Source organism: Streptomyces sp. NPDC043952 (assembly GCF_056435325.1).
The window spans coordinates 358,298-378,748 of sequence record NZ_JBWKES010000002.1; the positions used below are offsets into that span (position 1 = coordinate 358,298).

The 20,451-nt window shown below is 74.1% G+C and carries 23 protein-coding genes and 1 pseudogene; 8 read left to right on the plus strand and 16 right to left on the minus strand.

The window, feature by feature from the left end; translation table 11 throughout:
- Nucleotides 1-774 (plus strand): MBL fold metallo-hydrolase, encoded by a 774-nt coding sequence (locus tag AC069R_RS03525; RefSeq protein ID WP_478764236.1) that lies wholly within the window; start codon nt 1-3, stop codon nt 772-774.
- A 20-nt stretch (nt 775-794) separates the two neighbouring features.
- Nucleotides 795-1,403 (plus strand): DedA family protein, encoded by a 609-nt coding sequence (locus tag AC069R_RS03530; RefSeq protein ID WP_478764238.1) that lies wholly within the window; start codon nt 795-797, stop codon nt 1,401-1,403.
- 57 nt (nt 1,404-1,460) lie between these two features.
- Here AC069R_RS03530 and AC069R_RS03535 read toward each other — a convergent pair whose 3' ends face one another.
- The 3 genes from AC069R_RS03535 to AC069R_RS03545 all read right to left on the minus strand — a co-directional run bounded on the left by AC069R_RS03535 (nt 1,461) and on the right by AC069R_RS03545 (nt 4,884).
- Nucleotides 1,461-2,624: an MBL fold metallo-hydrolase gene (locus AC069R_RS03535; protein WP_478764129.1), complete on the minus strand. Its 1,164-nt coding sequence runs from the start codon at nt 2,622-2,624 to the stop codon at nt 1,461-1,463.
- Nucleotides 2,621-3,877 (minus strand): aminotransferase class I/II-fold pyridoxal phosphate-dependent enzyme, encoded by a 1,257-nt coding sequence (locus tag AC069R_RS03540; protein WP_478764131.1) that lies wholly within the window; start codon nt 3,875-3,877, stop codon nt 2,621-2,623. Before AC069R_RS03540 ends, AC069R_RS03535 begins: the two co-directional genes overlap by 4 nt.
- Before the next feature lie 233 nt (nt 3,878-4,110).
- Nucleotides 4,111-4,884, minus strand: a complete 774-nt coding sequence (locus AC069R_RS03545) for a hypothetical protein (protein WP_478764133.1) — start codon at nt 4,882-4,884, stop codon at nt 4,111-4,113.
- Nucleotides 4,885-5,350: 466 nt separating this feature from the next.
- Between AC069R_RS03545 and AC069R_RS03550 the strand changes: the two genes are divergently transcribed.
- The 4 genes and pseudogenes from AC069R_RS03550 to AC069R_RS03565 all read left to right on the plus strand — a co-directional run bounded on the left by AC069R_RS03550 (nt 5,351) and on the right by AC069R_RS03565 (nt 8,751).
- The gene (locus AC069R_RS03550) at nt 5,351-7,147 is read left to right on the plus strand and encodes a thiamine pyrophosphate-requiring protein (protein WP_478764135.1); all 1,797 of its coding nucleotides are present in this window, start codon (nt 5,351-5,353) and stop codon (nt 7,145-7,147) included.
- A gap of 63 nt (nt 7,148-7,210) precedes the next feature.
- The gene (locus AC069R_RS03555) at nt 7,211-7,588 is read left to right on the plus strand and encodes a DUF2795 domain-containing protein (RefSeq protein WP_478764137.1); all 378 of its coding nucleotides are present in this window, start codon (nt 7,211-7,213) and stop codon (nt 7,586-7,588) included.
- Nucleotides 7,585-8,180: pseudogene (locus AC069R_RS03560) on the plus strand (diguanylate cyclase); the annotation flags it as partial. The gene AC069R_RS03555 and the pseudogene AC069R_RS03560, both read left to right, overlap by 4 nt.
- 28 nt (nt 8,181-8,208) lie before the next feature.
- Nucleotides 8,209-8,751, plus strand: a complete 543-nt coding sequence (locus AC069R_RS03565; protein WP_478764138.1) for a type 1 glutamine amidotransferase domain-containing protein — start codon at nt 8,209-8,211, stop codon at nt 8,749-8,751.
- Nucleotides 8,752-8,826: 75 nt separating this feature from the next.
- On the opposite strand, the gene AC069R_RS03570 is transcribed toward AC069R_RS03565, so the two are convergent.
- The 3 genes from AC069R_RS03570 to AC069R_RS03580 form a co-directional block, all read right to left on the minus strand.
- Nucleotides 8,827-9,114, minus strand: a complete 288-nt coding sequence (locus AC069R_RS03570) for a DUF6158 family protein (protein ID WP_397983076.1) — start codon at nt 9,112-9,114, stop codon at nt 8,827-8,829.
- A gap of 87 nt (nt 9,115-9,201) precedes the next feature.
- A complete protein-coding gene (locus AC069R_RS03575) occupies nt 9,202-10,821 on the minus strand; it encodes an ABC-F family ATP-binding cassette domain-containing protein (protein WP_478764140.1) in 1,620 nt (539 codons plus the stop codon).
- A gap of 762 nt (nt 10,822-11,583) precedes the next feature.
- Nucleotides 11,584-12,240, minus strand: coding sequence for a histidine phosphatase family protein (locus AC069R_RS03580; RefSeq protein ID WP_478764142.1), 657 nt, complete (start codon nt 12,238-12,240; stop codon nt 11,584-11,586).
- A gap of 114 nt (nt 12,241-12,354) precedes the next feature.
- Between AC069R_RS03580 and AC069R_RS03585 the strand changes: the two genes are divergently transcribed.
- Both AC069R_RS03585 and AC069R_RS03590 read left to right on the plus strand, forming a co-directional pair.
- On the plus strand, nt 12,355-13,863 hold the full coding sequence (locus tag AC069R_RS03585; RefSeq protein WP_478764144.1) for a phosphatase PAP2 family protein: 1,509 nt from the start codon (nt 12,355-12,357) through the stop codon (nt 13,861-13,863).
- Nucleotides 13,864-13,974: 111 nt separating this feature from the next.
- Nucleotides 13,975-14,796 (plus strand): class I SAM-dependent methyltransferase, encoded by an 822-nt coding sequence (locus AC069R_RS03590; protein WP_478764146.1) that lies wholly within the window; start codon nt 13,975-13,977, stop codon nt 14,794-14,796.
- A 171-nt stretch (nt 14,797-14,967) separates the two neighbouring features.
- Here the strand turns inward: AC069R_RS03590 and AC069R_RS03595 are convergent, their stop codons facing one another.
- The 10 genes from AC069R_RS03595 to AC069R_RS03640 are packed head-to-tail and all read right to left on the minus strand — an operon-like array spanning nt 14,968 to nt 20,413.
- Entirely contained in the window at nt 14,968-15,249 is a 282-nt protein-coding gene (locus AC069R_RS03595) for a gas vesicle protein K (RefSeq protein WP_397983081.1), read from the minus strand.
- Nucleotides 15,249-15,470 (minus strand): gas vesicle protein, encoded by a 222-nt coding sequence (locus AC069R_RS03600; protein ID WP_478764148.1) that lies wholly within the window; start codon nt 15,468-15,470, stop codon nt 15,249-15,251. Before AC069R_RS03600 ends, AC069R_RS03595 begins: the two co-directional genes overlap by 1 nt.
- Nucleotides 15,467-16,270, minus strand: a complete 804-nt coding sequence (locus AC069R_RS03605; protein ID WP_478764150.1) for a GvpL/GvpF family gas vesicle protein — start codon at nt 16,268-16,270, stop codon at nt 15,467-15,469. Before AC069R_RS03605 ends, AC069R_RS03600 begins: the two co-directional genes overlap by 4 nt.
- Complete coding sequence (locus AC069R_RS03610) at nt 16,267-16,614, minus strand: gas vesicle protein (RefSeq protein ID WP_397983084.1); 348 nt, start codon at nt 16,612-16,614, stop codon at nt 16,267-16,269. The genes AC069R_RS03605 and AC069R_RS03610 overlap by 4 nt, the downstream gene beginning before the upstream one ends.
- On the minus strand, nt 16,611-17,807 hold the full coding sequence (locus AC069R_RS03615; RefSeq protein ID WP_478764152.1) for an SRPBCC family protein: 1,197 nt from the start codon (nt 17,805-17,807) through the stop codon (nt 16,611-16,613). Before AC069R_RS03615 ends, AC069R_RS03610 begins: the two co-directional genes overlap by 4 nt.
- Nucleotides 17,804-18,418 (minus strand): DNA primase, encoded by a 615-nt coding sequence (locus AC069R_RS03620; RefSeq protein WP_478764154.1) that lies wholly within the window; start codon nt 18,416-18,418, stop codon nt 17,804-17,806. The genes AC069R_RS03615 and AC069R_RS03620 overlap by 4 nt, the downstream gene beginning before the upstream one ends.
- On the minus strand, nt 18,415-18,678 hold the full coding sequence (locus AC069R_RS03625) for a gas vesicle protein GvpG (protein WP_397983087.1): 264 nt from the start codon (nt 18,676-18,678) through the stop codon (nt 18,415-18,417). The genes AC069R_RS03620 and AC069R_RS03625 overlap by 4 nt, the downstream gene beginning before the upstream one ends.
- A gap of 53 nt (nt 18,679-18,731) precedes the next feature.
- Complete coding sequence (locus tag AC069R_RS03630) at nt 18,732-19,490, minus strand: GvpL/GvpF family gas vesicle protein (RefSeq protein ID WP_478764156.1); 759 nt, start codon at nt 19,488-19,490, stop codon at nt 18,732-18,734.
- A complete protein-coding gene (locus tag AC069R_RS03635) occupies nt 19,487-19,900 on the minus strand; it encodes a gas vesicle structural protein GvpA (protein WP_085567431.1) in 414 nt (137 codons plus the stop codon). The genes AC069R_RS03630 and AC069R_RS03635 overlap by 4 nt, the downstream gene beginning before the upstream one ends.
- 54 nt (nt 19,901-19,954) lie before the next feature.
- Nucleotides 19,955-20,413: a gas vesicle protein GvpO gene (locus AC069R_RS03640; RefSeq protein ID WP_478764159.1), complete on the minus strand. Its 459-nt coding sequence runs from the start codon at nt 20,411-20,413 to the stop codon at nt 19,955-19,957.
- Between the last annotated feature and the right edge of the window lie 38 nt (nt 20,414-20,451).

The following is a 20,451-nucleotide window of genomic DNA, read 5'->3' on the forward strand; positions in this document are numbered from 1 at the left end:
GTGCCGGTGGAGATCACCTGGTGGGGTCATGCCACCTGCACGATCGAGGATTCGAACATACGAGTGCTCACCGATCCCCTGTTCGCACGTCGCCTCGCGCATCTACGGCGCCGGAGGGGCCCGCTGCCTTCCGCCGAGGCCCGGCGCGCCGACGTGGTGCTCGTCTCCCATCTGCACGCCGACCATCTGCATCTGCCGTCCCTGGGGGCGCTCGATCCGGGCACGCGCCTGCTTGTGCCCCGAGGCGCACTCCGGGTGGTGCCCGGCGTGCGCCGGCTGCGGCACCTGCGCGTCACCGAGGTGGTGCCGGGGGACGAGATACGCGTCGGCGACCTGCTGGTGCGGGTGGTGCCCGCACGGCACGACGGGCGGCGGCTGCCGGTGGGTCCGCACCGCACGCCCGCGCTGGGCTTCGTCGTCGAGGGCGAGGCGCGGACCTACTTCGCGGGCGACACCGGGCTGTTCGACGCGATGGCCGACTGGGTGGGGCCGGTGGAGGTGGCGCTGCTGCCGGTGGGCGGCTGGGGGCCGTTCCTCGGAGAAGGCCACCTGGACGCGGGCCGGGCGGCACAGGCGCTGGACCGGCTGGCGCCGCAGGCGGCGGTGCCGGTGCACTACGGGACATACTGGCCGATCGGCATGGACGCGGTGCGCCCGCACGAATTCCACGCGCCGGGCGACGAGTTCGTACGACTGGCCGCCCTGGCCGCCCCGAAGGTGGCGGTGCACAAGCTGGCGCACGGGGAGCGCGTCCGGCCGGCGGCCACCCGGTGAGCCGGCTGTCCGCCGCCGCGGTGCTGGCCGCCGCGACGACGTCGGCGGTGCCGCCGGAGACGACCCAACAGGCGCTCGGCTACCCGTCGTTGTTCCTGCTGGTGCTGATCGGCGCGCTGGTGCCGGTGGTGCCGACGGGGGCGCTGGTGAGTTCGGCGGCGGTGGTGGCGTTCCACCAGACGGCGCCGTTCGCGCCGGCGCTGGTGTTCGTCACGGCGTCGCTCGCGGCGTTCCTCGGGGACGCGGCGCTGTACTGGCTGGGGTGGCGGGGGATGCGGTCGCGGGGCGGGTCGCGGTGGCTGGCGGCGATACGGTCGCGGGCCCCGGAGGAGCGGCTGGCGCAGGCGCGCGGGAAGCTGGCGGAGCACGGGGTGGCGGTGCTGGTGCTGTCCCGGCTGGTGCCGGCCGGGCGGATCCCGGTGATGCTGGCGTGTCTGATGGCGGAGTGGCCGCCCCGGCGGTTCGCGCGGGGGAATGTGGCGGCGTGTCTGGCGTGGGCGGCGACGTACCAGGTGATCGGGATCGTGGGCGGTTCGCTGTTTCCCCAGCCGTGGGAGGGCGTGGTGGTGGCGGTGGTGCTGACGGTGGTGGTCAGCGCCGTGCCGGGTGTGGTGCGCCGGTTCCGGTAGCGCCGCGGGGGTCGCGTGGGGTCCGCACAGCGTCCCGCGCCCCTTGTCCGGGGCGTTTCAGTCGAGGGTTCTCGACGATCCGATGGGCATGTCCCACAGGTCTTCTCTGGGCAGGCCCGCCTTTTCCCAGGCTGCTTGCACACGGGTCAGTGGTTCGAGGACCGGTTCCGCCGAGAGGATGAAGGTGGCCCAGTGCATCGGGGCCATCCGGCGGGCGCCCAGGTCGAGGGTGGCCTGGACGGCTTCCTCGGGGTCGCAGTGGACGTCGCTGAGCCACCAGCGGGGGTCGTAGGCGCCGATGGGCATCAGCGCGAGGTCGATGCCGGGGTAGCGGCGGCCGATGCGGGAGAACCAGTGGCCGTAGCCGGTGTCGCCGGCGAAGTAGAGGCGCGGGCCGCCGGGGGCGGTGAGCACCCAGCCGCCCCACAGGCTGTGGCAGGTGTCGGTCAGGGTGCGCTTGGACCAGTGGTGGGCGGGCACGAAGTCGAAGCGCACGCCCGCCAGTTCGGCGCCCTCCCACCAGTCCAGCTCGGTGACGCAGGTGAACTCGCGGCGCCGGAACCAGCGGCCGAGCCCGGCCGGGGCGAACACCGGGGTGTCGCGCGGGAGTCGGCGCAGGGTGGGGGCGTCCAGATGGTCGTAGTGGTTGTGGCTGATGACGACCGCGTCGACGCGGGGCAGCCGGTCCCAGGGCACGCCGACGGGGGTGATGCGGGCCGGGGTGCCGAGGATGCGGCGCGACCAGACCGGGTCGGTGAGCACGGTCAGACCGCCCACCTGGACGATCCAGCTCGCGTGCCCCGCCCAGGTGACGGCGAGGGTGCCGGTGCCGGCGCGGGGCAGCGGGGCGGGCGCGTACGGCAGCCGGGAGATGTCGGCGAGGCCCTGCGCGTCGGGGCGTACGGCACCCTCGCGGGCGAAGCGGGCGAGGGCCTTGAGGCCGGGCAGGGGCGCGGTGAGCCGGTCGTGGAACGTGCGCGGCCACACCCGGCGTTCGCCCAGCGGACGGGGTTCGGCCAGTGGCGGGAAGGGGGGTGTGCCGGGGGCGGGCGGGGCGGCCGTCGTGGTGGTGGGGGCGCCGGTCGCCGTCGCCGTACCGGTGTCGGGTCCGGTCGCCGGCGCCGTGCCGATGTCCGTGCCGGTCGACGTCGAGGTCACAGGAGCCGTGGGCGAGGTGTCGGACGGCGGGGTCGATCCGGGCTCATGCGTCTGCTGCGTCATCGAGGGGGCTCCCGTCGCTGGGCGTCGTCGCGGAGATCGTCGAGGACCGACCTCAAGGAGATCAACGAGCTTTGCACAAAAGGCAATTCCCACGGCGTGGATGACGTGAGGGCTTGCGCGCGTTCCTCGTCCGTGCCGGCCAGCAGCGGCCCGGTGCCCAGCCGTACGCGCGGCGCCGCCAGGTCGTCGCCGAAGCGGTGGCCGCCGGGCGCCGGCATGCCGGTCGCCGCGGTGAGGAAGTCCTCCAACTCCTGGGCGTCGCCCACCCCTTGGGCGGCGAGGGCGTCGCGGAAGGGGCTCAGGTCGGCGTACAGGTGGCGGCCGGCCTGCGGGGGGCGGGCGACGGCGCCGGCGGCGGTGACCTCGGCGTGCGCGGCGGCGGCGAGACGGGCGTGCAGCCGTACCGCGGCCGCGCGGCGTTCGGTGACCGGCGGGGGTTCGTCGAGGGCGTAGCAGGCGGCCGCGGCGACGGGGGCGGCGAGGCGGGCGCCGAGCGCGGTGAGGATGTCCAGGACCCGTGCGTGCAGGCGCCGTCCGCCGTCACCGGCGGGGAAGCGGGCGACGGCGGCGGGCCAGCCGGGCGGCAGCAGGGCCCCGGCCAGGTCGGTGACGACGGTGACCCGGTCGGGCCGCATCTCGGCGGGGCTGAGCAGGACGGTGTCGTGCGGCGCGTGCACGGTGTCGCGCCAGGTCTCGTCGCTCACCAGGTGCAGGCCCTCGGCGGTGGCGGCCTCCACGGTCTCGTGCAGCAGTTCGGGCGGGGCGACGGTGGCGGTGGGGTCGTCGGCGACGGACAGCACCAGCAGCCGGGGGTCGCCGCCCTCGGCGCGGACCCGGCGCACGGTCTCCAGCAGCGCGTAGGGGTCGGGCACGCCGCCGCTCTCGGCGGGCGTCGGCACATGGAAGACGGGCCGGCCCAGGACGCGGGCGTAGGGGGCCCACCAGGCGGCGCAGGGGCGGGGTACGAGGATGTCGGCGCCGTCTCCGGCGAGCGCGGCGGTGAGGGCGAGGAGCAGCGCGGGGGCGCCGGGTCCGGCGGCGATCTGGTCGGGGACGCAGGGCAGCGCGCGCCGGGTCCAGTAGCCGCAGGCCGACTCCAGCAGGGCGGGGGCGCCGCCCACGGGCGGGGCGTCGGCGCGGCCCGCGGCGGCGGCGACCACGGCGGTCAGTTCGGGGAGCACGGGCAGGCCGTCGCCGGGCAGCGGGGGGCCGTAGCGGACCGGGCCGTGGCCCTCGGGGTCCGTCCGCCGCATGTCCGCCTCCGCGCAGTCCGTGGTGCCGCCCGCCCTGGGCCGTGCCGTCCGGTGTGCCGCCCAGGGGTCGCGTCCTGCCCCGCGCCGGACGGTGCCGGGGGTACGGCGAACGGTGGGTGGTTCCGGTGTTCCGCTGTTCCGGTGTTCTGGTGTCTGGTGGGTCGGGTGGTGTCCTTCGGGATGCTGTGTACCCGCTGGGCGTAACTCCATGGCCGGCGCGGGAGTTGTGCGGGTCACATGCCCAGGGGCCGCTCCCCCGCGCCGTCGCGGACGCGGCCGTGGAGCCGGTAGCCGGCGCCCGCGCAGGCGGCGGCGATCAGGGCCGCGCCGGCGGCCAGGGCGGGGACCGAGTCGCCGAAGGTGCCGCCGGCGCCGGCGGCGACACCGTGCCCGCTGCCGGTGCCGCCCGCGGCGCAGCCGACGCCCTCGTCGCCCTCGTCGTCGCCCTTTCCGGGGCTCCAGCCCGTGTCGCCGTTGCGGTCGTCGCCGCCGCCGTCGTCGTAGGTGTCGCGGGAATCGTACGAGCGGGAGGAGTCGTCGGCGCCGTCGGAGTCCCTGGAGGAGGTGCGGGGTTCGCGGCAGGAGTCGTCGTCAAAGTCCGCGCAGGCGCCGGAGCGTGCGCCGTCGCACGCGTGGTCGTCGTCGGCGCAGGACCCGCTTCTGGCGCCGGTGCACTGGCGCGCGTCACCGGTACAGCTCTCCCCCGCCCGGCACTGGCTGCCGGTCCCGGTCCCGGCGCACGGTGTGCCGGGGCCACCGCTCGCGCGGGTGTCGGGACCCCCGCTCGCGCGGGACGTGGGTCCGGGCACGCGGCCCGCGGTGCCTCCCGTGTCCGGTGCCGGCGCCCGGCTGGTGCCCGGCATCCGGGGCTCGGGGGCGTTCGTGGGGGCGCAGGTCGCGGACCCCGCGCCGGGGGTGGCCGCCGCGGCGAGGGCGACGGGGCCGGTCAGGGCGAGCGCGGCGCCGGCGGCGAGGGCGACGGGCAGGGCGCGGGCGGTGCGGCGCATGGAGGGGCTCCTCGGGAGCTGCGGCGGACTGCGGAACGGGACGGCGGACGGGGGCGGCGGGAGGTGGATGGCGACCGGTGGGCGGGAGGTGGATGGCAAGAGGTGGATGGCGGGCGGATGGGCTGACAGTCGTACAAGCGGGGTCGCGGGCGTCGTCGTAAGGGCGGCGTGGTCGTAAGGGCGGCATGGTCGTACGGGCGGCGGGGCCGGTGGTACGGCACCCGCGCCGTCCGGCGCCCCGGAGTCGCACTCCTGCCCCTCAGCCATCACAGCCCGCCGCACGCCCCGGCGCGCGCGGCCGGGCCCCATTCGCGGGACGCGGACGGCCGGCCGGGTGACGGCGTGGCGCGAATGGGGCCCCGCGGCGGGAGTCACCGGCCCCGAGAGGTTTTCCGGTCAGCCCACCGGTGACTCGGTCAACGCTGACCGGATCGTCCGCTCCGCAACCCCACCGGGAGGTCCCTCCATGAGCACGAAGGTGTCCGACCACATCCTGGAGCGTCTGCGCGCCTGGGATGTCGAGCAGGTGTTCGCCTATCCGGGCGACGGCATCAACGGGCTGCTCGCCGCCTGGGGCCGCGCCGGGGACAAGCCGCGCTTCATCCAGTCCCGGCACGAGGAGATGTCCGCGTTCGAGGCGGTCGGGTACGCGAAGTTCAGCGGGCGCCTCGGCGTGTGCGCGGCGACCTCCGGGCCGGGCGCGATCCACCTCCTGAACGGCCTGTACGACGCCAAGCTCGACCACGTCCCGGTGCTGGCGATCGTCGGCCAGACCAACCGCACCGCGATGGGCGGCTCCTACCAGCAGGAAGTCGACCTGCACACGCTGTACAAGGACGTCGCCTCCGAGTTCGTGGAGACGGTGACGGTGCCCGAGCAGCTGCCGAACGTGCTGGACCGGGCGATTCGCACGGCGTACGCGCGGCGCTGCCCGACCGCGCTGATCATCCCCGGCGATGTGCAGGAGCTGGACTACTCGCCGCCGACGCACGCGTTCAAGATGGTGCCCTCCAGCCTGGGCATGAGCGAGTGGACGGCGACCCCGACGGACGAGGCGCTGCGCCGGGCCGCGGAGGTGCTGAACGCGGGCGACAAGCCGGCGATCCTGATCGGGCAGGGCGCCGCGGGCGCGGTCGCCGAGGTGCGGGAGATCGCGGAACTGCTCGGCGCGGGCGTCGCCAAGGCGCTGCTCGGCAAGGACGTGCTCAGCGACGAGCTGCCGTACGTCACCGGGCCGATCGGGCTGCTGGGCAGCCGGCCGTCGTACGAGCTGATGCGGGACTGCGACACGCTGCTGACCATCGGATCCTCGTTCCCGTACACCCAGTTCATGCCGGAGTTCGGCAAGGCGCGCGCCGTGCAGATCGATCTCGACCCGCACATGATCGGGATGCGGTACCCGTACGAGGTGAACCTCGTCGGCGATGCGCGGGAGACGTTGCGGCGGCTGATCCCGCTGCTGGAGACCGACCGGGGCGGCCGGGAGTGGGCCGACACGGTGGCCGCGAGCGTGCGGCGCTGGCACGAGACGATGGACCGGCGGGCCGCCCTCGAAGCGGACCCGATCAACCCGGAGTACGTGGCGCGGGCCCTCGATCCGCTGCTCCCGGACAATGTGATCCTCACCTCCGACTCCGGTTCGGTGGCCAACTGGTACGCCCGGCACATCACCATGCGGCCCGGCATGCGCGGCTCGCTGTCCGGGACGCTCGCGACGATGGGGCCCGGCGTGCCGTACGCCATCGGGGCGAAGTTCGCGCACCCGGACCGGCCGGTGGTCGCGCTGGTCGGCGACGGCGCGATGCAGATGAACGGGCTGGCGGAGATGATCACCGCGGCCAAGTACCGGGACCGCTGGACGGACCCGCGGCTGGTGGTCGCGGTCTGGAACAACCAGGACCTGAACCAGGTGACGTGGGAGATGCGCGCCATGGAGGGCGCGCCGTCCTTCCTGCCGTCGCAGGAGATCCCGGACGTGCAGTACGCCGCCTTCGCGCGCTCGCTCGGCCTGGAGGGCATCCGGGTGGAGAAGCCCGAGGACGTCGAGGCGGGCTGGCGGGCGGCGCTCGCCGCGGACCGGCCCTGCCTGATCGAGTTCCTGACCGACCCCGCCGTGCCGCCGATCCCGCCGCACGCCACCTGGGAGCAGATGGAGGCCACGGCCTCCTCCATCCTCAAGGGCGACCCGGACCGGGGTTCGGTGGTCAAGCAGGGGTTGAAGGCGAAGGTCCAGGAGTTCCTGCCGGGCCGCACCCGGCAGTAGGCGGCGGTGTCGGTGGTGCCGTACCGGGTACGCGGTGCGGACGTTCGACCCCTGGAGGGAGATATGCAGCGAGGCAGTGACCGGCTGAACGTGCACCGGGACGACGAGATGAAGCACGAGCTCAAGGGGCTGCTGCGGACCGGGCACCCGACCCGCGTCGAGGAGTGGCACGACCCGGAGCCCGCCGCCGACGACGACCCGGAGGTGACCGGCGGCCCGGTCGGCGGGATCGGTTCCCCCGCGTCCCTGGAACGGGTGCGGCTGGAGCTGGCCCGCAGCCTGAGCCGCAGCGCTTTCCCGGCGCGGCCCGGCGAGCTGGTCTCGGCCCTGCGCCGGGACAACGCGCCGGACCCGCTGGTGGACGCGGTGGCCCGGCTGCCGCGCGGCGAGCGGTACCGCAATGTGCAGCAGCTGGCCGAGGCGCTGGCGGGCGGCGGATGAGCGAGGACCAGGCGGCACGGATCGCGCGGGGCGCCACCGTCGAGGTCGGCGACGTCACCACCCGGTTCCTGCTCTACGGGCTGCTGCCCGGCTGGTTCGTGCCGGGGCTCGCCGACTGGGCGATGCACCGGCGCACCCGCATCGAGGACACGGCGGGGACCAAGGAGTCCCTGATCCTCCCCCACTGCCTTGAAGGCGTGGGGGGACCCCCAGCTGATGATGGCCGAGGTGGGCGCGCCCATCGCGCTGACCCTGCGCTACGAGGTGAATGCGCACGGCCGTCGACAGCGACCGCGAGGTCAGGCCGGTGGAGCAGCACATCCACAGCTTTCTGGAGTCGCTGCCCTTCGGCGGGCTGGTCTCGCTGATGTGTCTGCACGCTGATCAGGTGCGCTCGCTGCTGCGCGGCGGGCGCGGCGATCCGGACGCCTGGCGTCTGCTGCCGCGCCGGCGCCCGCTGTCGGCGGGCTATCTGGCGGGCGTCTCGCTCGCGATCGGTGCCTGTGTGCTGCTGCCGTACGGCGAGGAGCTGCTGCGCTGCGCGCGTGCGGGCAGGGCAAGGAAGCGGCGCCCCGGACCGCCGAGGCGGACCGGGGCGCCGGGAAAGGAGTACGAGGATCATGCGTATCGCGTTTCTGGTGGCGCCCGAGGGCGTCGAGCAGGTGGAGCTGACCGAGCCGTGGAAGGCGGCCTCGGACGCGGGGCACCAGCCGGTGCTGGTGTCGACCGAGTCCGGGAAGGTTCAGGGGTTCAACCATCTCGACAAGGCGGACACCTTCGACGTGGACGAGGTGGTCGGCGAGGCGGACGCCGGTTCCTTCGGGGGCCTGGTGCTGCCCGGCGGGGTGGCGAACCCGGACTTCCTGCGGATGGACGAGAAGGCCGTGGCGTTCGTGAAGGACTTCTTCGAGCAGGGGCGGCCGGTCGCCGCGATCTGCCACGCGCCGTGGACGCTGGTGGAGGCGGATGTCGTACGGGGCCGGGTGCTGACCTCCTGGCCGAGCCTGAAGACGGACATCCGCAACGCGGGCGGCACCTGGGTGGACGAGCAGGTCAAGATCTGCGACCACGGGTCCAACCAGCTGGTGACCAGCCGTAAGCCGGACGATCTGAAGGCGTTCTGCGACGCGTTTCTGCATGTGTTCGCGGGAGAGGCCGGCTGAGGAATCGCACTGCGGAAAAAAGGGGGCCGGCCCGCGGTGGGCCGACCCCTTTTCCTTGTTTCCTGCCAGGTCAGGTCAGGTGCCCGACTGCCCCGGCGTCACCGATTCGCCGGGGTGGCGCTCGCGGGCGCCCTCACGGGTGCGGGCAGCGCTGACCACGCGGCGCGGGTTGCGGCGCAGATACTCGCCCTCCAGCTGCGCCATGCGCTCGTTGTGGGCCCGCAGCGCGTCGTTCGAGCCGTACAGGAGGGTGTCGTGGCGCGTGCGGTGGATCGTCTCCAGCTCCTTCATGAGCTGCTGGTCGTCCAGTCGGCTGGGGTCGACTCCGGTCATGGTGGTGCCCCGCTCGTCGTGTCCGTTCATGGGGTCCGGGTACCCGCGTTCCTCAGTCCACTGTACGAACATCCCGGACCCGCGGCCTCCGCATCCGGGCGGCGGCCCCGGCGGCGGCTACCGGGCCCGCTGGACGCGGCGCTCGTCCCACACCGGCTCCGGGGTCTCGCGGACGTGGCCGTCGGTGCCGAAGACCAGGAAGCGGTCGAAGGAGCGGGCGAACCAGCGGTCGTGGGTGACCGCGAGGACCGTGCCGTCGAACGCCTCAAGACCCTCCTGGAGGGCCTCGGCGGACTCCAGGTCCAGGTTGTCGGTCGGCTCGTCCAGCAACAGGGCGGTGGCGCCCGCGAGTTCGAGCAGCAGGATCTGGAAGCGGGCCTGCTGGCCGCCGGACAGCCGCTCGAAGGACTGCTCGGCCTGCTGGGTCAGCTCGTAGCGGCGCAGCCGGGACATGGCGGCGCCCCGGTCCTGGGCGTGCTCCTTCCACAGGATGTCCAGCAGGGTGCGGCCCTGGAGTTCGGGGTGCGCGTGGGTCTGCGCGAAGTGGCCGGGCACGACGCGGGCGCCGAGCTTCCACTGCCCCGAGTGCGCGATGTCCTCCCCGGCCAGCAGGCGCAGGAAGTGGGACTTGCCGGAGCCGTTGGAGCCGAGGACGGCGACCCGTTCGCCGTAGAACACCTCCAGGTCGAACGGTTTCATCAGGCCGGTCAGCTCCAGCGCCTCGCAGGTGACCGCCCGCACCCCGGTACGGCCGCCCTTCAGGCGCATGCTGATGTCCTGCTCACGCGGCGGCTCGGGGGGCGGTCCCGCCTCCTCGAACTTGCGCAGCCTGGTCTGCGCGGCGGCGTAGCGCGAGGCCATCTCGTGGCTGACGGCGGCGGCCTGACGGAGGTTCAGGACGAGCTTCTTCAGCTGGGCGTGCTTCTCGTCCCAGCGGCGGCGCAACTCCTCGAAGCGGGCGAAGCGTTCGCGGCGGGCCTCGTGGTAGGTGGCGAAGCCGCCGCCGTGCACCCAGGCGTCCGCGCCGGCCGGTCCCGGTTCGACGGAGACGATCTTCTCAGCGGCGCGGGCGAGGAGTTCGCGGTCGTGGGAGACGAACAGGACCGTCTTGCGGGTCTCCCTGAGCTGCTGCTCCAGCCACCGCTTGCCGGGTACGTCCAGGTAGTTGTCCGGTTCGTCGAGGAGCAGGACCTCGTCGGTGCCGCGCAGCAGCGCCTCCAGCACCAGGCGCTTCTGCTCGCCGCCGGACAGGGTGCGCACCTGGCGCCACTGCGCCTTGTCGTACGGCATCCCGAGCGCGGCGGTGGTGCACATGTCCCACAGGGTCTCGGCCTCGTAGCCGCGTGCCTCGGCCCAGTCGGCGAGCGCCTGCGCGTAGGCCAGCTGGGCGGCCTCGTCGTCCACCGTCATGAGGGCGTGCTCGGCCTCGTCCACGGCCTTCGCCGCCTCGCGGATCCGGGGCGTGGCGACGGAGACCAGCAGGTCGCGCACGGTGGTCTCGTCGCGCACGGAGCCCACGAACTGGCGCATCACGCCGAGGCCGCCGCTGACGGTGACCGAGCCGCCGTGCGGCTTCAGCTCGCCGGAGATCAGCCGCAGCAGGGTGGTCTTGCCCGCGCCGTTCGGGCCGACCAGGGCGACGGCGGAGCCTTCGCCGACCCGGAAGGAGACATCGCCGAGCAGCGTCCTCCCGTCGGGGAGGTGGTATTCGAGATGTGCGGCTTCCAGATGTCCCATGGGGAGGCATTCTCCGTGCCGGGGGCGGAGGGGGGCAAACCGATATCGGAGGGGCGGGAAAGCGCGATCGGCTCGGCTCTGGGAGGCGAGGGGATGCGGAGGGGGTTGGGGCGCGGGGGTCCGGCGCGGGGGGCGGCGCGGGGGCGGGGCGGGGGCCGGCGGAGGGGGCGGGAGGCACGGGGGCGCAGAGGCCGCGGGCCGCGAGGGGCGCGGTGCGGGGGGAATGGCGGAGGGGCGAGGGGCGGGCGGCATGGTGGCGCGGGAGGCCGCGGGCCGGGGGGCGCGGTGCGGGGGAAATGGCGGAGGGGGCGGGGGCACGGTGGCGCGGGAGGCCGCGGGGGGCGCGGTGCGTGCGCGCGGAGAACACGAGAGCCGCAGGGGGGCGGTGCCACACGGGGACCGCGGGGCGCGCGGAGGCGCGGGGGCGCTGCGGGACGCGGAGCCGCAGTAGGCGCGGGGGCCGCAGCGGGGCGCACGGCCGCAGCGGGGGCGCCGAGACTAGGGGCCACGGAACGCCGTGCGCGCGGACGCGAAGGCCACCGAACACCATGCACGCGGACGCGAAGGCCACCCAATGCCATGCACGCGCACACGACGGCCACCCAACACCATGCACGCGCACACGACGACCACCCAACACCATGCACGCGCACACGACGACCACCCAACACCATGCACGCGGACGCGACGGCGGCAGTGGGCGCGGGGGGTGCTCACGGTTCCCCGTGCGCCTTCGCCGGTGGCCCCCTCGGCCGCCCCGGTTCAGCCGCTGGTGTCCAGGGGCTCTCCCGTCGGGCCGGGCGTGCCCGGTGGCTCGATGGTGTGGGTCTCCCAGGTCAGGACCCGCCAGCCGGTGCCGGGGTCGCCCTCCAGGGTGATCACACCGGTGTTGGCCAGCGGGCGCGCGGCGGCGAAGGCGACGTCGATGTTGCGGGCGCGGGCCGCGGTCCACATCCGGATCGCGGCGCCGTGGCTGACCAGGGCGGCCGTCGCGGCGCCGCTACCGTACGCCTCCTCGATCACGGCGTCGTAGCGCGCGAGTGCCTCCTCGCCGCTCTCCCCGCCGGGGACGCGCAGCGCGGTGTGCCCGGCCGACCAGGCGAAGACGGTCCGCAGATAGGGCTGGGCCTCGGGGGCGTCGCCGGGCAGCATCTCCAGGTGGCCCGCGGACAGCTCCCGGATGCCGTCGCGGACGGTCACTCCGAGCCCCCGTGCCAGGGCCAGCGGGGCGGCGGTGAGCTGGGTGCGGATCAGCGGGGAGGCGTACAGGGCGTCGATGTCCTCGGCGGCCAGCGCCCGCGGCAGCGCGGCGGCCTGTGCCTCGCCGAGCGGGGTGAGCCCCGGTCCGGGTGCGGCGGTGTCCAGCAGATCGCGCACATTGGACGTGGTCTGGCCGTGGCGGATCATAAGTAGGCGCATCCGGGCGTCCTCCTCGCGGCATCCGGGCGTCCTCCTCGCGGCGTCCGGGCGGCGCCCTCGCGGGGCAGGCCGTCGCGGGACAGGAAACGGGCACTTCAGGGTATCCGCACCCCCATGGACCTGACCGAGACTCCGGACGTGGATCTGACCGCCCCGACCGCCGCCGCGCACCCCCTGTACGAGCGGCTGCTCGCCGCCGACGGCCGCCTCTTCGAGCGGGCCGCCCGCTGGAACTGGCCGGGCGCCGAACACGTGCTGCCCCGGCTGAGCCGCGCCGCCAACCACGGGGTGCTGTGGGGCGCGGTGGCCGCCGCGGTGGCGGCGAGCCGTACGCCGCGGGCCCGGCGGGCGGCCGTACGGGGCCTGGCCTCGCTCGCCGTGGCCTCCGCGACCGTCAACACGCTCGGCAAGCGCTCGGTGCGCCGGGCCCGGCCGCTGCTCGACCCGGTGCCCCTGGGGCGGCGGCTGCGGCACCAGCCGTTCACCACCTCCTTCCCCTCGGGCCACGCGGCGTCGGCGGCCGCCTTCGCCACCGGGGTCGCCCTGGAGTCCCCCGCGTGGGGCTCGGCGGTGGCGCCGCTGGCGCTCTCGGTGGCCGCCTCCCGCGTCTACACCGGGGTGCACTTCCCGAGCGACGTGCTGGCCGGCGCGGCGCTGGGCGCGGGCGCCGCCTTCCTGGTACGGCGGCTCGTGCCGGTCCGCGCCGCGACGGTGCCCGGCGCCCGGCCGCGCGCCGAGGTGCCCGCACTGGTGGAGGGCGAGGGTCTGGTGATGGTCGTCAACCAGGGCTCGGGCACCGCGGACCGGGTGGGCGCGCTGCGGGCGGCGCTGCCGCGCGCGGAGATCGTGGAGTGCGAGCCCGGCGAGGCGGGCGGCGCGCTCGCGAAGGCGGCGACGCGGGCGCGGGTGCTCGGGGTGTGCGGCGGCGACGGCACCGTGAACACGGCCGCCGCCGTCGCCCTGCGCCACGGGCTGCCGCTGGCCGTGCTGCCGGGCGGCACCCTGAACCACTTCGCCCACGATCTGGGCGTGGAGGACGAGCGCGATCTGGCCCGTGCGGTGCGCAAGGGCGAGGCGGTACGGGTGGACGTGGGCCGCTTCGTCTCCGACGGCGACCAGGGCCTGTTCCTGAACACGCTGAGCCTCGGGGTGTACCCGGAGCTGGTGCGCGCCCGCGACGCCTGGTCGCACCGGATCGGCGGCTGGCCGGCCGGGCTGCTCGGCGCGCTGCGGGTGCTGCGCGCGGGCCGGCATCCGCTGGAGGTGGAGGTGGGCGGTGAACGGCGGCCGCTGTGGCTGCTGTTCACCGGCAACGGCGTCTACCACCGGATGGGGCTCGCGCCGGGCCGCCGCAACGACCTGGCCGACGGACTGCTGGACGTGCGGGTGGTGCACGGCAGCGGCCGGGCCGCGCTGCGGCTGCTGGCCGCGGCCGCCGCGGGACCCCTGACCCGCTCGCCCGCCCATGCGGCCGTCCAGGTGAACCGGCTGCGGCTGACCGGCCTGGCGCCCGGCACCCCGCTGGCGTACGACGGGGAGGTCACGACCGTCTCGGGCGAGGTGACGGTGGAGAAGCTGCCGGAGGCACTGACGGTCTACCGTCCGCTGCCCGAGTCCTCCTGACGGCCCATCAGTCCGTATGGCGAAACACAGGTCTCGCCATACGGTCGCCGCGCGTACTGTGAACCGTGACGCGGGCCGGGTCCGGCCGGTGCGACGAGAAGGGGTACGGGCATGGCGAAAGCACGGGAGACTGCCGTCTACACACACGGGCATCACGAGTCGGTGCTGCGCTCGCACACCTGGCGCACCGCCGCCAACTCGGCGGGCTACCTGCTCGGTTCGCTCAAGCCGCACATGAGGATCCTGGACATCGGCTGCGGGCCCGGCACCATCACCGCCGATCTGGCCGAGCTGGTGCCCGACGGCCGGGTGACGGGCGTGGACCAGGCCCCCGGCGTCCTGGAGCAGGCGCGAAAGACGGCCGCCGCGCGCGGGCTCGCCAACGTCGACTTCGCGGTCGCCGACGTGCACGCCCTGGACTACCCGGACGACACCTTCTGCGTGGTCCACGCCCACCAGGTGCTCCAGCACGTGGGCGACCCGGTGCAGGCGCTGCGCGAGATGCGGCGGGTGACGAAGCCGGGCGGGTTCATCGCCGTACGGGACGCCGACTACGCGGCGATGACCTGGTACCCGGCGGTGCCGGGCCTGGACGACTGGCTGGAGCTGTACGAGCGGGTGGCGCGGGCCAACGGCGGCGAGCCGGACGCCGGGCGCCGGCTGAAGTCCTGGGCGCTGGCCGCGGGGCTGCGGGACATCACCGCGACCTGCGGCACCTGGACCTTCGCCACCGAGGAGGAGCGCGCCTGGTGGAGCGGCCTGTGGGCGGACCGCACCCTCGCCTCCGCCTACGCCGAACGGGCCACGGCATCCGGCCATGCCACGCCCGAGCGGCTGCGGGCCGTCTCGGACGCCTGGCGGGAGTGGGGACGGCGGGAGGACGGCTGGTTCGCGGTACTGCACGGAGAGATCCTGTGCCGCAAGGAGGCGTGAGCTGCGGCACGGTTCCCAGCGTCTGGAAGAAGGGGGCGTGCCCGTGGACTTCTCCGGTTGCCATCGACGAGACGCCCGGAAGTCCGGCTCACCCGCGAGGCCGCGAGTGAGGCCGCCCGTGGGTGCGAGCCCGTACGTGGACGCTCCTGCGTGGCCGCCCCGGCGTGCCCGTCAGTCGCGGGGCAGCAGGGGGCCGAGGGGGCCGAGGTCCAGGTTGAGGTCCTCGGGGCGCAGGCCGTAGCGGTTGCGGAGTTCCGCCATCCGGTCTTCCAGGAGCATCAGGGTGAGCCCGATCCGCTCCTCCTGCTCCTCGGTCAGGTCGCCGGTGTCGAAGCGCCGTACCGCCTGCCGCTCCATCAGCTGGCGCAGCAGCTCCACCACGGTCAGGACGAGTTTCACCAGGTCGCGCTCGACGGTGTCGGGTTCGAGGTCGAGCCGGTTGCGCGCGGACATCACAGCTCCTTCGCGGGCGGCCCGGACGGCGCTTCGAGCGGTATCTCGAACGGCGAGGGCACGGTTTCGTTGACCGAGCTGATCAGCGCGTTCAGGTCGATGCGGACCAGGTCCACGTCGGCGATGCGCAGCGTGAGGTCGCCGGCGATGACGACGCCGCCCGCCAGCAGCCGGTCCAGCAGGTCGACCAGGGCGATCTCCCGGCGCTCCACGACGGTCACCGGCCCTCCCCCGCCCGCGCACCGTGCCGCGCGTCCTCCTCGGCGAACCCGCTGAACGAGTACGCGGCCCAGGGCCCGGTCAGCTCCACCCGCAGCCCGCCGGCCTCGTCCTTCGTGCGGTCCACCAGCTCCACGAACTCCTCGGACCGGTCGCGGGGCACCAGATAGGCCGCGTTGAGCACATTGCGGCCACGGGCGCCGGACAGCGAGGCGTTCTGCGGGGGGTGCAGCCTGCAGTCCTCGGCGTGCGCGCACAGCCGCTCGTGCAGGGCGTCCGCGAACGCCTCGGCGGCCTGGAGGTCCGCCTCGTGGGCGCGGGTGTCCGCGCGGCGGCGGCGCAGATAGTCCCGGCCGCTCATGGGCTTGCCGGACGCGCCGGCCGGCGCGGCGGGTTCGGCGGGCGGCGGCTCCGTGAACACCTTGACGCCCCACTCCACCCGGCCCTCCAGCCGGTCCAGGGCGCCCAGGAAGTCCGCCTCGCGGGCCTCCATCATGCTGCGCACCCCGCTGTCGTCCCGGAAGACGGTCGCGAGGCGCAGCGGCAGCGGGGTGGTGACGGTGGTGAGCGCGTCGATCACGCCCTGGTGGGCGCGGGCGGTCGCGGCCAGCCAGTCCAGGTCCTCCAGGTGGGCCTTGAGCCCCTCCTCGCAGAAGTCGGCCTCGGGGACCGTACTGACCACCGCGACCAGGCCGCGGTGGGACAGCAGGGCCGGCGGGGCGCCCCCGACGCCCGTCAGCTGGGCCTGGAGGGGCGCCCCGAGGGGGCGGCAGACGGCATACACATAACGCAGCCCGCTCATGGCGCCTCCTTCCGCGCACGGCCCGGCTCCAGTTCCTCCAGCCGGGCCAGCCGCTCTCTCAGCTCGGCGTTCTCCCGTGTCAGCTCGTCCCGGCGGGCCCGTGAGGACAGGGCCGGGTCGCTCTCCCACCAGTCGATCCCCATCTCCTTCGCCTTGTCCACCGAAGCCACGATGAGCCTCAGCTTGATGGTGAGCAGTTCGATGTCGAGCAGGTTGATCCGGATGTCACCGGCGATGACGACACCCTTGTCGAGGACGCGTTCCAGGATGTCGGCGAGGTTCGCGCCCGAGCTGTGGCCGTACGGTTCGGCGAACCCGCCCGACCGGGGGGCGGGGGTCGTCATCGACGGCTCCCGCGCTCGGCGTACTCGGGTTCTTCCTCCTCGTCACCCTCGTACTCCTCGTCCTCGGGCTCCTCGTCCTCGTACTCGTCCGCCAGCTCCTCCTCGTCCTCCTCGTCCTCTTCCGGCTCCCCGGCTTCGTCCTCGTCCTCGTACTCGTACGAGCCCTCGTCCTCGTACTCCTCGGGCTCCTCCGATTCCCGGTCCCCGGCCCGGCCCTCGGGCTCCTGGTCCTGGTCCTCCGGCTCCTCGGATTCCTCCGGCTCCCCGGATTCCCCGGACTCCTCTCCGGATTCCTGGGACTCCTCCTCCGCGATCGCGTCCTCGTGGCTGCGGACGACCTCGCCGTCGCGGATCTCGCCGCGCCAGCTGTCCTCCGCCTCCGCCTTGAGGGTGATGAAGCGGGCGAAGTGCTTCAGGTCCAGCCTGACCCGGCGGCCCTGGGCGCGCCACAGGTTGCCGGTCTTCTCGAAGAAACCGCTCGGGTAGTACTCGATGACCAGCAGGATCCTCGTCAGGTTGTCCCCGAGGGCATGGAAGGTGACGACGCCCTTGGTGCTGCCCTTGGCGCCCTCGGAGGTCCACTGGATGCGCTGGTCGGGGATCTGCTCGGTGGTGCGGGCCTTCCAGCTGCGGCTGGACAGGAAGATCTTCGCCTGCCAGTCGGTCTCGGTGTCGCCCGCGCGGGAGACGCTCTTGACGCCGTGCGCGAAGGTGGAGAACTCCTGGAACTGCGTCCACTGGTCGTAGGCGGTGCGCAGCGGCACGCCCACGTCGATGGACTCCATGATCACGGTGGGCTTGTTGCCGCCGCGGCCCTTGCCGCCCTTCTTGCCGCCGCCGAGGTTCTTGACGGCGTCCGTGACGCTGTCCTTGGCGCGGGAGGCGCCGAGTTCCAGCGCGGTGCGCAGCGGGCCCTTGCCCTCGGCGAGCTTGCGGCCGCCGTCGAGCGCGAGCTTCGCGAAGCCGGGGCTGTTGCCCTCCGCGATGTCGTTCAGCTTGCCGGTGGTCTCGCCGAGTTTGCGGCCGAGGCCGGTGAGCAGCCGCTGGGCCTGCGCGGACAGGTACTCCTGCGCCTCCTCCTTCAGCCGGTCGGCGGCCTCGCTGTGGGCGAGGTCGGCGAGCGGCCCCGCGTCCTTGGCGGCGCCCTTGGCCCGCCCGGCGGCCGAGGCCGCGGATCCCACGGTGTCGGTCATCGTTCGTCACCGCCCTTCGCGGAACCGCCGCGGCGCGAGCCGGCCTGCTTCTTCGCGGCCGTCTGACGCTGGGCGCCGGTCTTCTTGGCCGCCGTCTTCTTCGCGGGGCCCCGCTTCTCCGTCGTGCCGGTGCGCCGCGCCGCGGTCTTCCTGGCGGCGGGCTTCCGGTCGCCGGACTTCCCGGCCGCGCGGTCCTCGTCCCGGCCCTCGCGGTCGCCGTCCCCGTCGTCGCGCCCGCTGTCGCGGGTCTCGCGGTCCTCGTCCTCCCGCTCGTCGCCGCCCCCGTCCGCGTTCTCGCCGGAGAGTTCGCCGCGCACCTGGGCCGTACGGTCGTGCAGGCGGTCGGCGAGGCTGCTCATCTGCCGTTCGACCATGGCCCCGGAGGCCGCCTTGCCGACGCCCCGCAGATCGGTGCGGAGCTGGTCGCCGATCTCCTTGAACTGCGGGTTGTCCCGCAGCTGCCGGCGGGCGAGGTCGGCGAGCGCACCCGGACCGAGGTTGAGCTTCTTGCCCGCCACGAGCGAGCCGACCGCGAGTGCCATCTTCAGTTTCCTGGTACGTCCCAGGAAGTATCCGGCCCCTACGGCGAGGCCCAGTGCCGTTCGGTTCATCGTCCCGTTCCGTTGCCTGTGGTGTCGCCGGGGCCCTGCTGGGCCTCCAGCCGGTCGAGCAGTTCGTCCTCGCGCCGGTCGAACTCCTCCTCGGTGATCTCGCCCGCGTTCAGCTGTTCTTCGAGGCGGGCGAGTTCGGCCCGTACGGTGGCGGGGTCGTAGTAGATCCGTTCCGCCTCGCGGAGCACCTGGTTGATCGCCCAGCCGCTGCCGCGCACGGGCGCGAAGGGCAGCAGCAGCACTTCCTTGATCAGCCCCATGGGATCCTCCTTCCGCTCTCCGTCCGGGCCGTTCTCGTGGGTCGGCCGCGCCCCTAGGGGGCCGGGGCGGTGGCCTCCGCGGGCTGGGCGGGGCCCGGCTCGACGAAGCTGTACGGCGGCAACGGGCCGTTGACGCGCAGCTCCAGGTGGGAATGGCCGGCGCGGACCCGCTCGACGGCGGCCAGGAACTCCTCCGCGGTGTCGCGGGCCACCAGGAACGAGTCGTTGAGCAGCCAGCCGGTGGACTGGGGGCCGGAGCTCACCGCGGCGGCGGCCGGCTCCAGCAGGGCGCGCACCTCGGCGGCGTCCGCGGCCTCCCGTGCCTTGACGGCACCGGCGACCATCTCGCCGAGGCGCAGCTTGTCGTCGTAACTCCCGCCGCCCGCCTTGCGGTTGGCCTCCGCCAGGGCGCGTACGTCCGGCTGCTCGGCCATCACCAGATGCAGCACGGCCTCCTCGATGTGGTTGGCCTTGACGTTGTACTCGACCTTGCCCTCCAGGGCCGCGAGCCGCTCCCGGTAGTGGTCGGCGCGCTCCTGGAGGACCCGGATGACGGTGTCGTCGTCGGGGGCCACGTTGCCGAACCGCATGGGCAGCACGCAGCCGCCGGCGCCCGCCTCGGCGAGCACGTTCTGGTGGGCGAGCAGGTCCCGGCGCTTGGGGCGCAGGTTCTCCGGGGCCTCGCTGACCAGGGCGGCCAGCTCGCCGGCGGCGAGGACCCGCACGGGCCGGGCCGGGTCGCCCACGCCGGTCATCCCCTCGGGGAGTGCCGGGTGCGAACGGGCGGTGATCCCGTAGACGTACGTGCTCACTCCTGCTCCTCCTTGCGGCGGGCCGCGGCCTTGCGGGTGCGGGGCCGCTCCTCGCCCTCCTCGCGGGCCTGCTTGAACGCGTCGGATATGGTCTCGGCGGCGCCGGAGAGCGCGCCCTTGGACTTGCCGCGTGCGCCGGACTCGGTGACCTGGCCGACCACGTCGGGCAGGCCGGGGCTCTTGTTGGGTCCGGATTCCAGATCGAGGCGGTTGCAGGCCTCGGCGAAGCGCAGGTAGGTGTCGACGCTCGCGACGACGACCCTGACGTCGATCTTCAGGATCTCGATGCCGACCAGGGAGACGCGCACGAAGGCGTCGATCACCAGGCCGCGGTCGAGTACCAGTTCCAGGACGTCGTAGAGGCCGCTGCTGCCTCCGCCGCCGGTCTGCTGTGCCGGGACAACGGTCATGCCGGCCGTTCCTCCTCCGGGATAGGTGCCGAATGGTCGTGGTGGGCGGTGCGTCTAGCGGCCGCCGGGGCGCGGGTCGGCTCTGCCGCGTTCGTAGCGGCGGACCCGCCGGTAGCCGGTGAGCTGCCCGTCCTGGTCGAGTTCGACCTGGTAGGCGCCCATGAGGCTCATGGTGTCCGGCACCCGCTCCAGCTCCAGTACCTCCACTTCGAGCGACCAGCCGTCCTCGGTCTGCTCGAAGGAGGAGACCGACTCGGGTACGAGTCCGGTCAGCTCGGCGAGCTGGGCGCGTGCCTGGCGCAGTACCTCCATGGGGCCCGGCGCGCGGGCCTCGGGCTCGTGCGTGGACTCCTCGCCCTCGGGGGAGGGCCGGGTCCGCTTCCGGGTCTTCCGGGGCTCCCGCTCCGGTTCCTGTTCGATTTCTTCGGGTGCTTCGCGGTCTTCTTCCCGCTCGGATTCCTGCTGGGAATCCCGTGAATTCTGTGTCCGTGTTGTGCGATGTGTGTTCGACATGGCCACCTCTTGGTGCGGGTGGCCGCTCATTCCGTGGC

Bases quoted from the DNA above. Each gene is read 5' to 3' on its own strand.
- AC069R_RS03535 (WP_478764129.1), bottom strand. From the start codon at position 2,624: ATGACGCAGCAGACGCATGAGCCCGGATCGACCCCGCCGTCCGACACC.
- AC069R_RS03540 (WP_478764131.1), bottom strand. From the start codon at position 3,877: ATGCGGCGGACGGACCCCGAGGGCCACGGCCCGGTCCGCTACGGCCCC.
- AC069R_RS03545 (WP_478764133.1), bottom strand. From the start codon at position 4,884: ATGCGCCGCACCGCCCGCGCCCTGCCCGTCGCCCTCGCCGCCGGCGCC.
- AC069R_RS03550 (WP_478764135.1), top strand. From the start codon at position 5,351: ATGAGCACGAAGGTGTCCGACCACATCCTGGAGCGTCTGCGCGCCTGG.
- AC069R_RS03555 (WP_478764137.1), top strand. From the start codon at position 7,211: ATGCAGCGAGGCAGTGACCGGCTGAACGTGCACCGGGACGACGAGATG.
- AC069R_RS03565 (WP_478764138.1), top strand. From the start codon at position 8,209: ATGCGTATCGCGTTTCTGGTGGCGCCCGAGGGCGTCGAGCAGGTGGAG.
- AC069R_RS03570 (WP_397983076.1), bottom strand. From the start codon at position 9,114: ATGAACGGACACGACGAGCGGGGCACCACCATGACCGGAGTCGACCCC.
- AC069R_RS03575 (WP_478764140.1), bottom strand. From the start codon at position 10,821: ATGGGACATCTGGAAGCCGCACATCTCGAATACCACCTCCCCGACGGG.
- AC069R_RS03580 (WP_478764142.1), bottom strand. From the start codon at position 12,240: ATGCGCCTACTTATGATCCGCCACGGCCAGACCACGTCCAATGTGCGC.
- AC069R_RS03585 (WP_478764144.1), top strand. From the start codon at position 12,355: ATGGACCTGACCGAGACTCCGGACGTGGATCTGACCGCCCCGACCGCC.
- AC069R_RS03590 (WP_478764146.1), top strand. From the start codon at position 13,975: ATGGCGAAAGCACGGGAGACTGCCGTCTACACACACGGGCATCACGAG.
- AC069R_RS03595 (WP_397983081.1), bottom strand. From the start codon at position 15,249: ATGTCCGCGCGCAACCGGCTCGACCTCGAACCCGACACCGTCGAGCGC.
- AC069R_RS03605 (WP_478764150.1), bottom strand. From the start codon at position 16,270: ATGAGCGGGCTGCGTTATGTGTATGCCGTCTGCCGCCCCCTCGGGGCG.
- AC069R_RS03610 (WP_397983084.1), bottom strand. From the start codon at position 16,614: ATGACGACCCCCGCCCCCCGGTCGGGCGGGTTCGCCGAACCGTACGGC.
- AC069R_RS03615 (WP_478764152.1), bottom strand. From the start codon at position 17,807: ATGACCGACACCGTGGGATCCGCGGCCTCGGCCGCCGGGCGGGCCAAG.
- AC069R_RS03620 (WP_478764154.1), bottom strand. From the start codon at position 18,418: ATGAACCGAACGGCACTGGGCCTCGCCGTAGGGGCCGGATACTTCCTG.
- AC069R_RS03625 (WP_397983087.1), bottom strand. From the start codon at position 18,678: ATGGGGCTGATCAAGGAAGTGCTGCTGCTGCCCTTCGCGCCCGTGCGC.
- AC069R_RS03635 (WP_085567431.1), bottom strand. From the start codon at position 19,900: ATGACCGTTGTCCCGGCACAGCAGACCGGCGGCGGAGGCAGCAGCGGC.
- AC069R_RS03640 (WP_478764159.1), bottom strand. From the start codon at position 20,413: ATGTCGAACACACATCGCACAACACGGACACAGAATTCACGGGATTCC.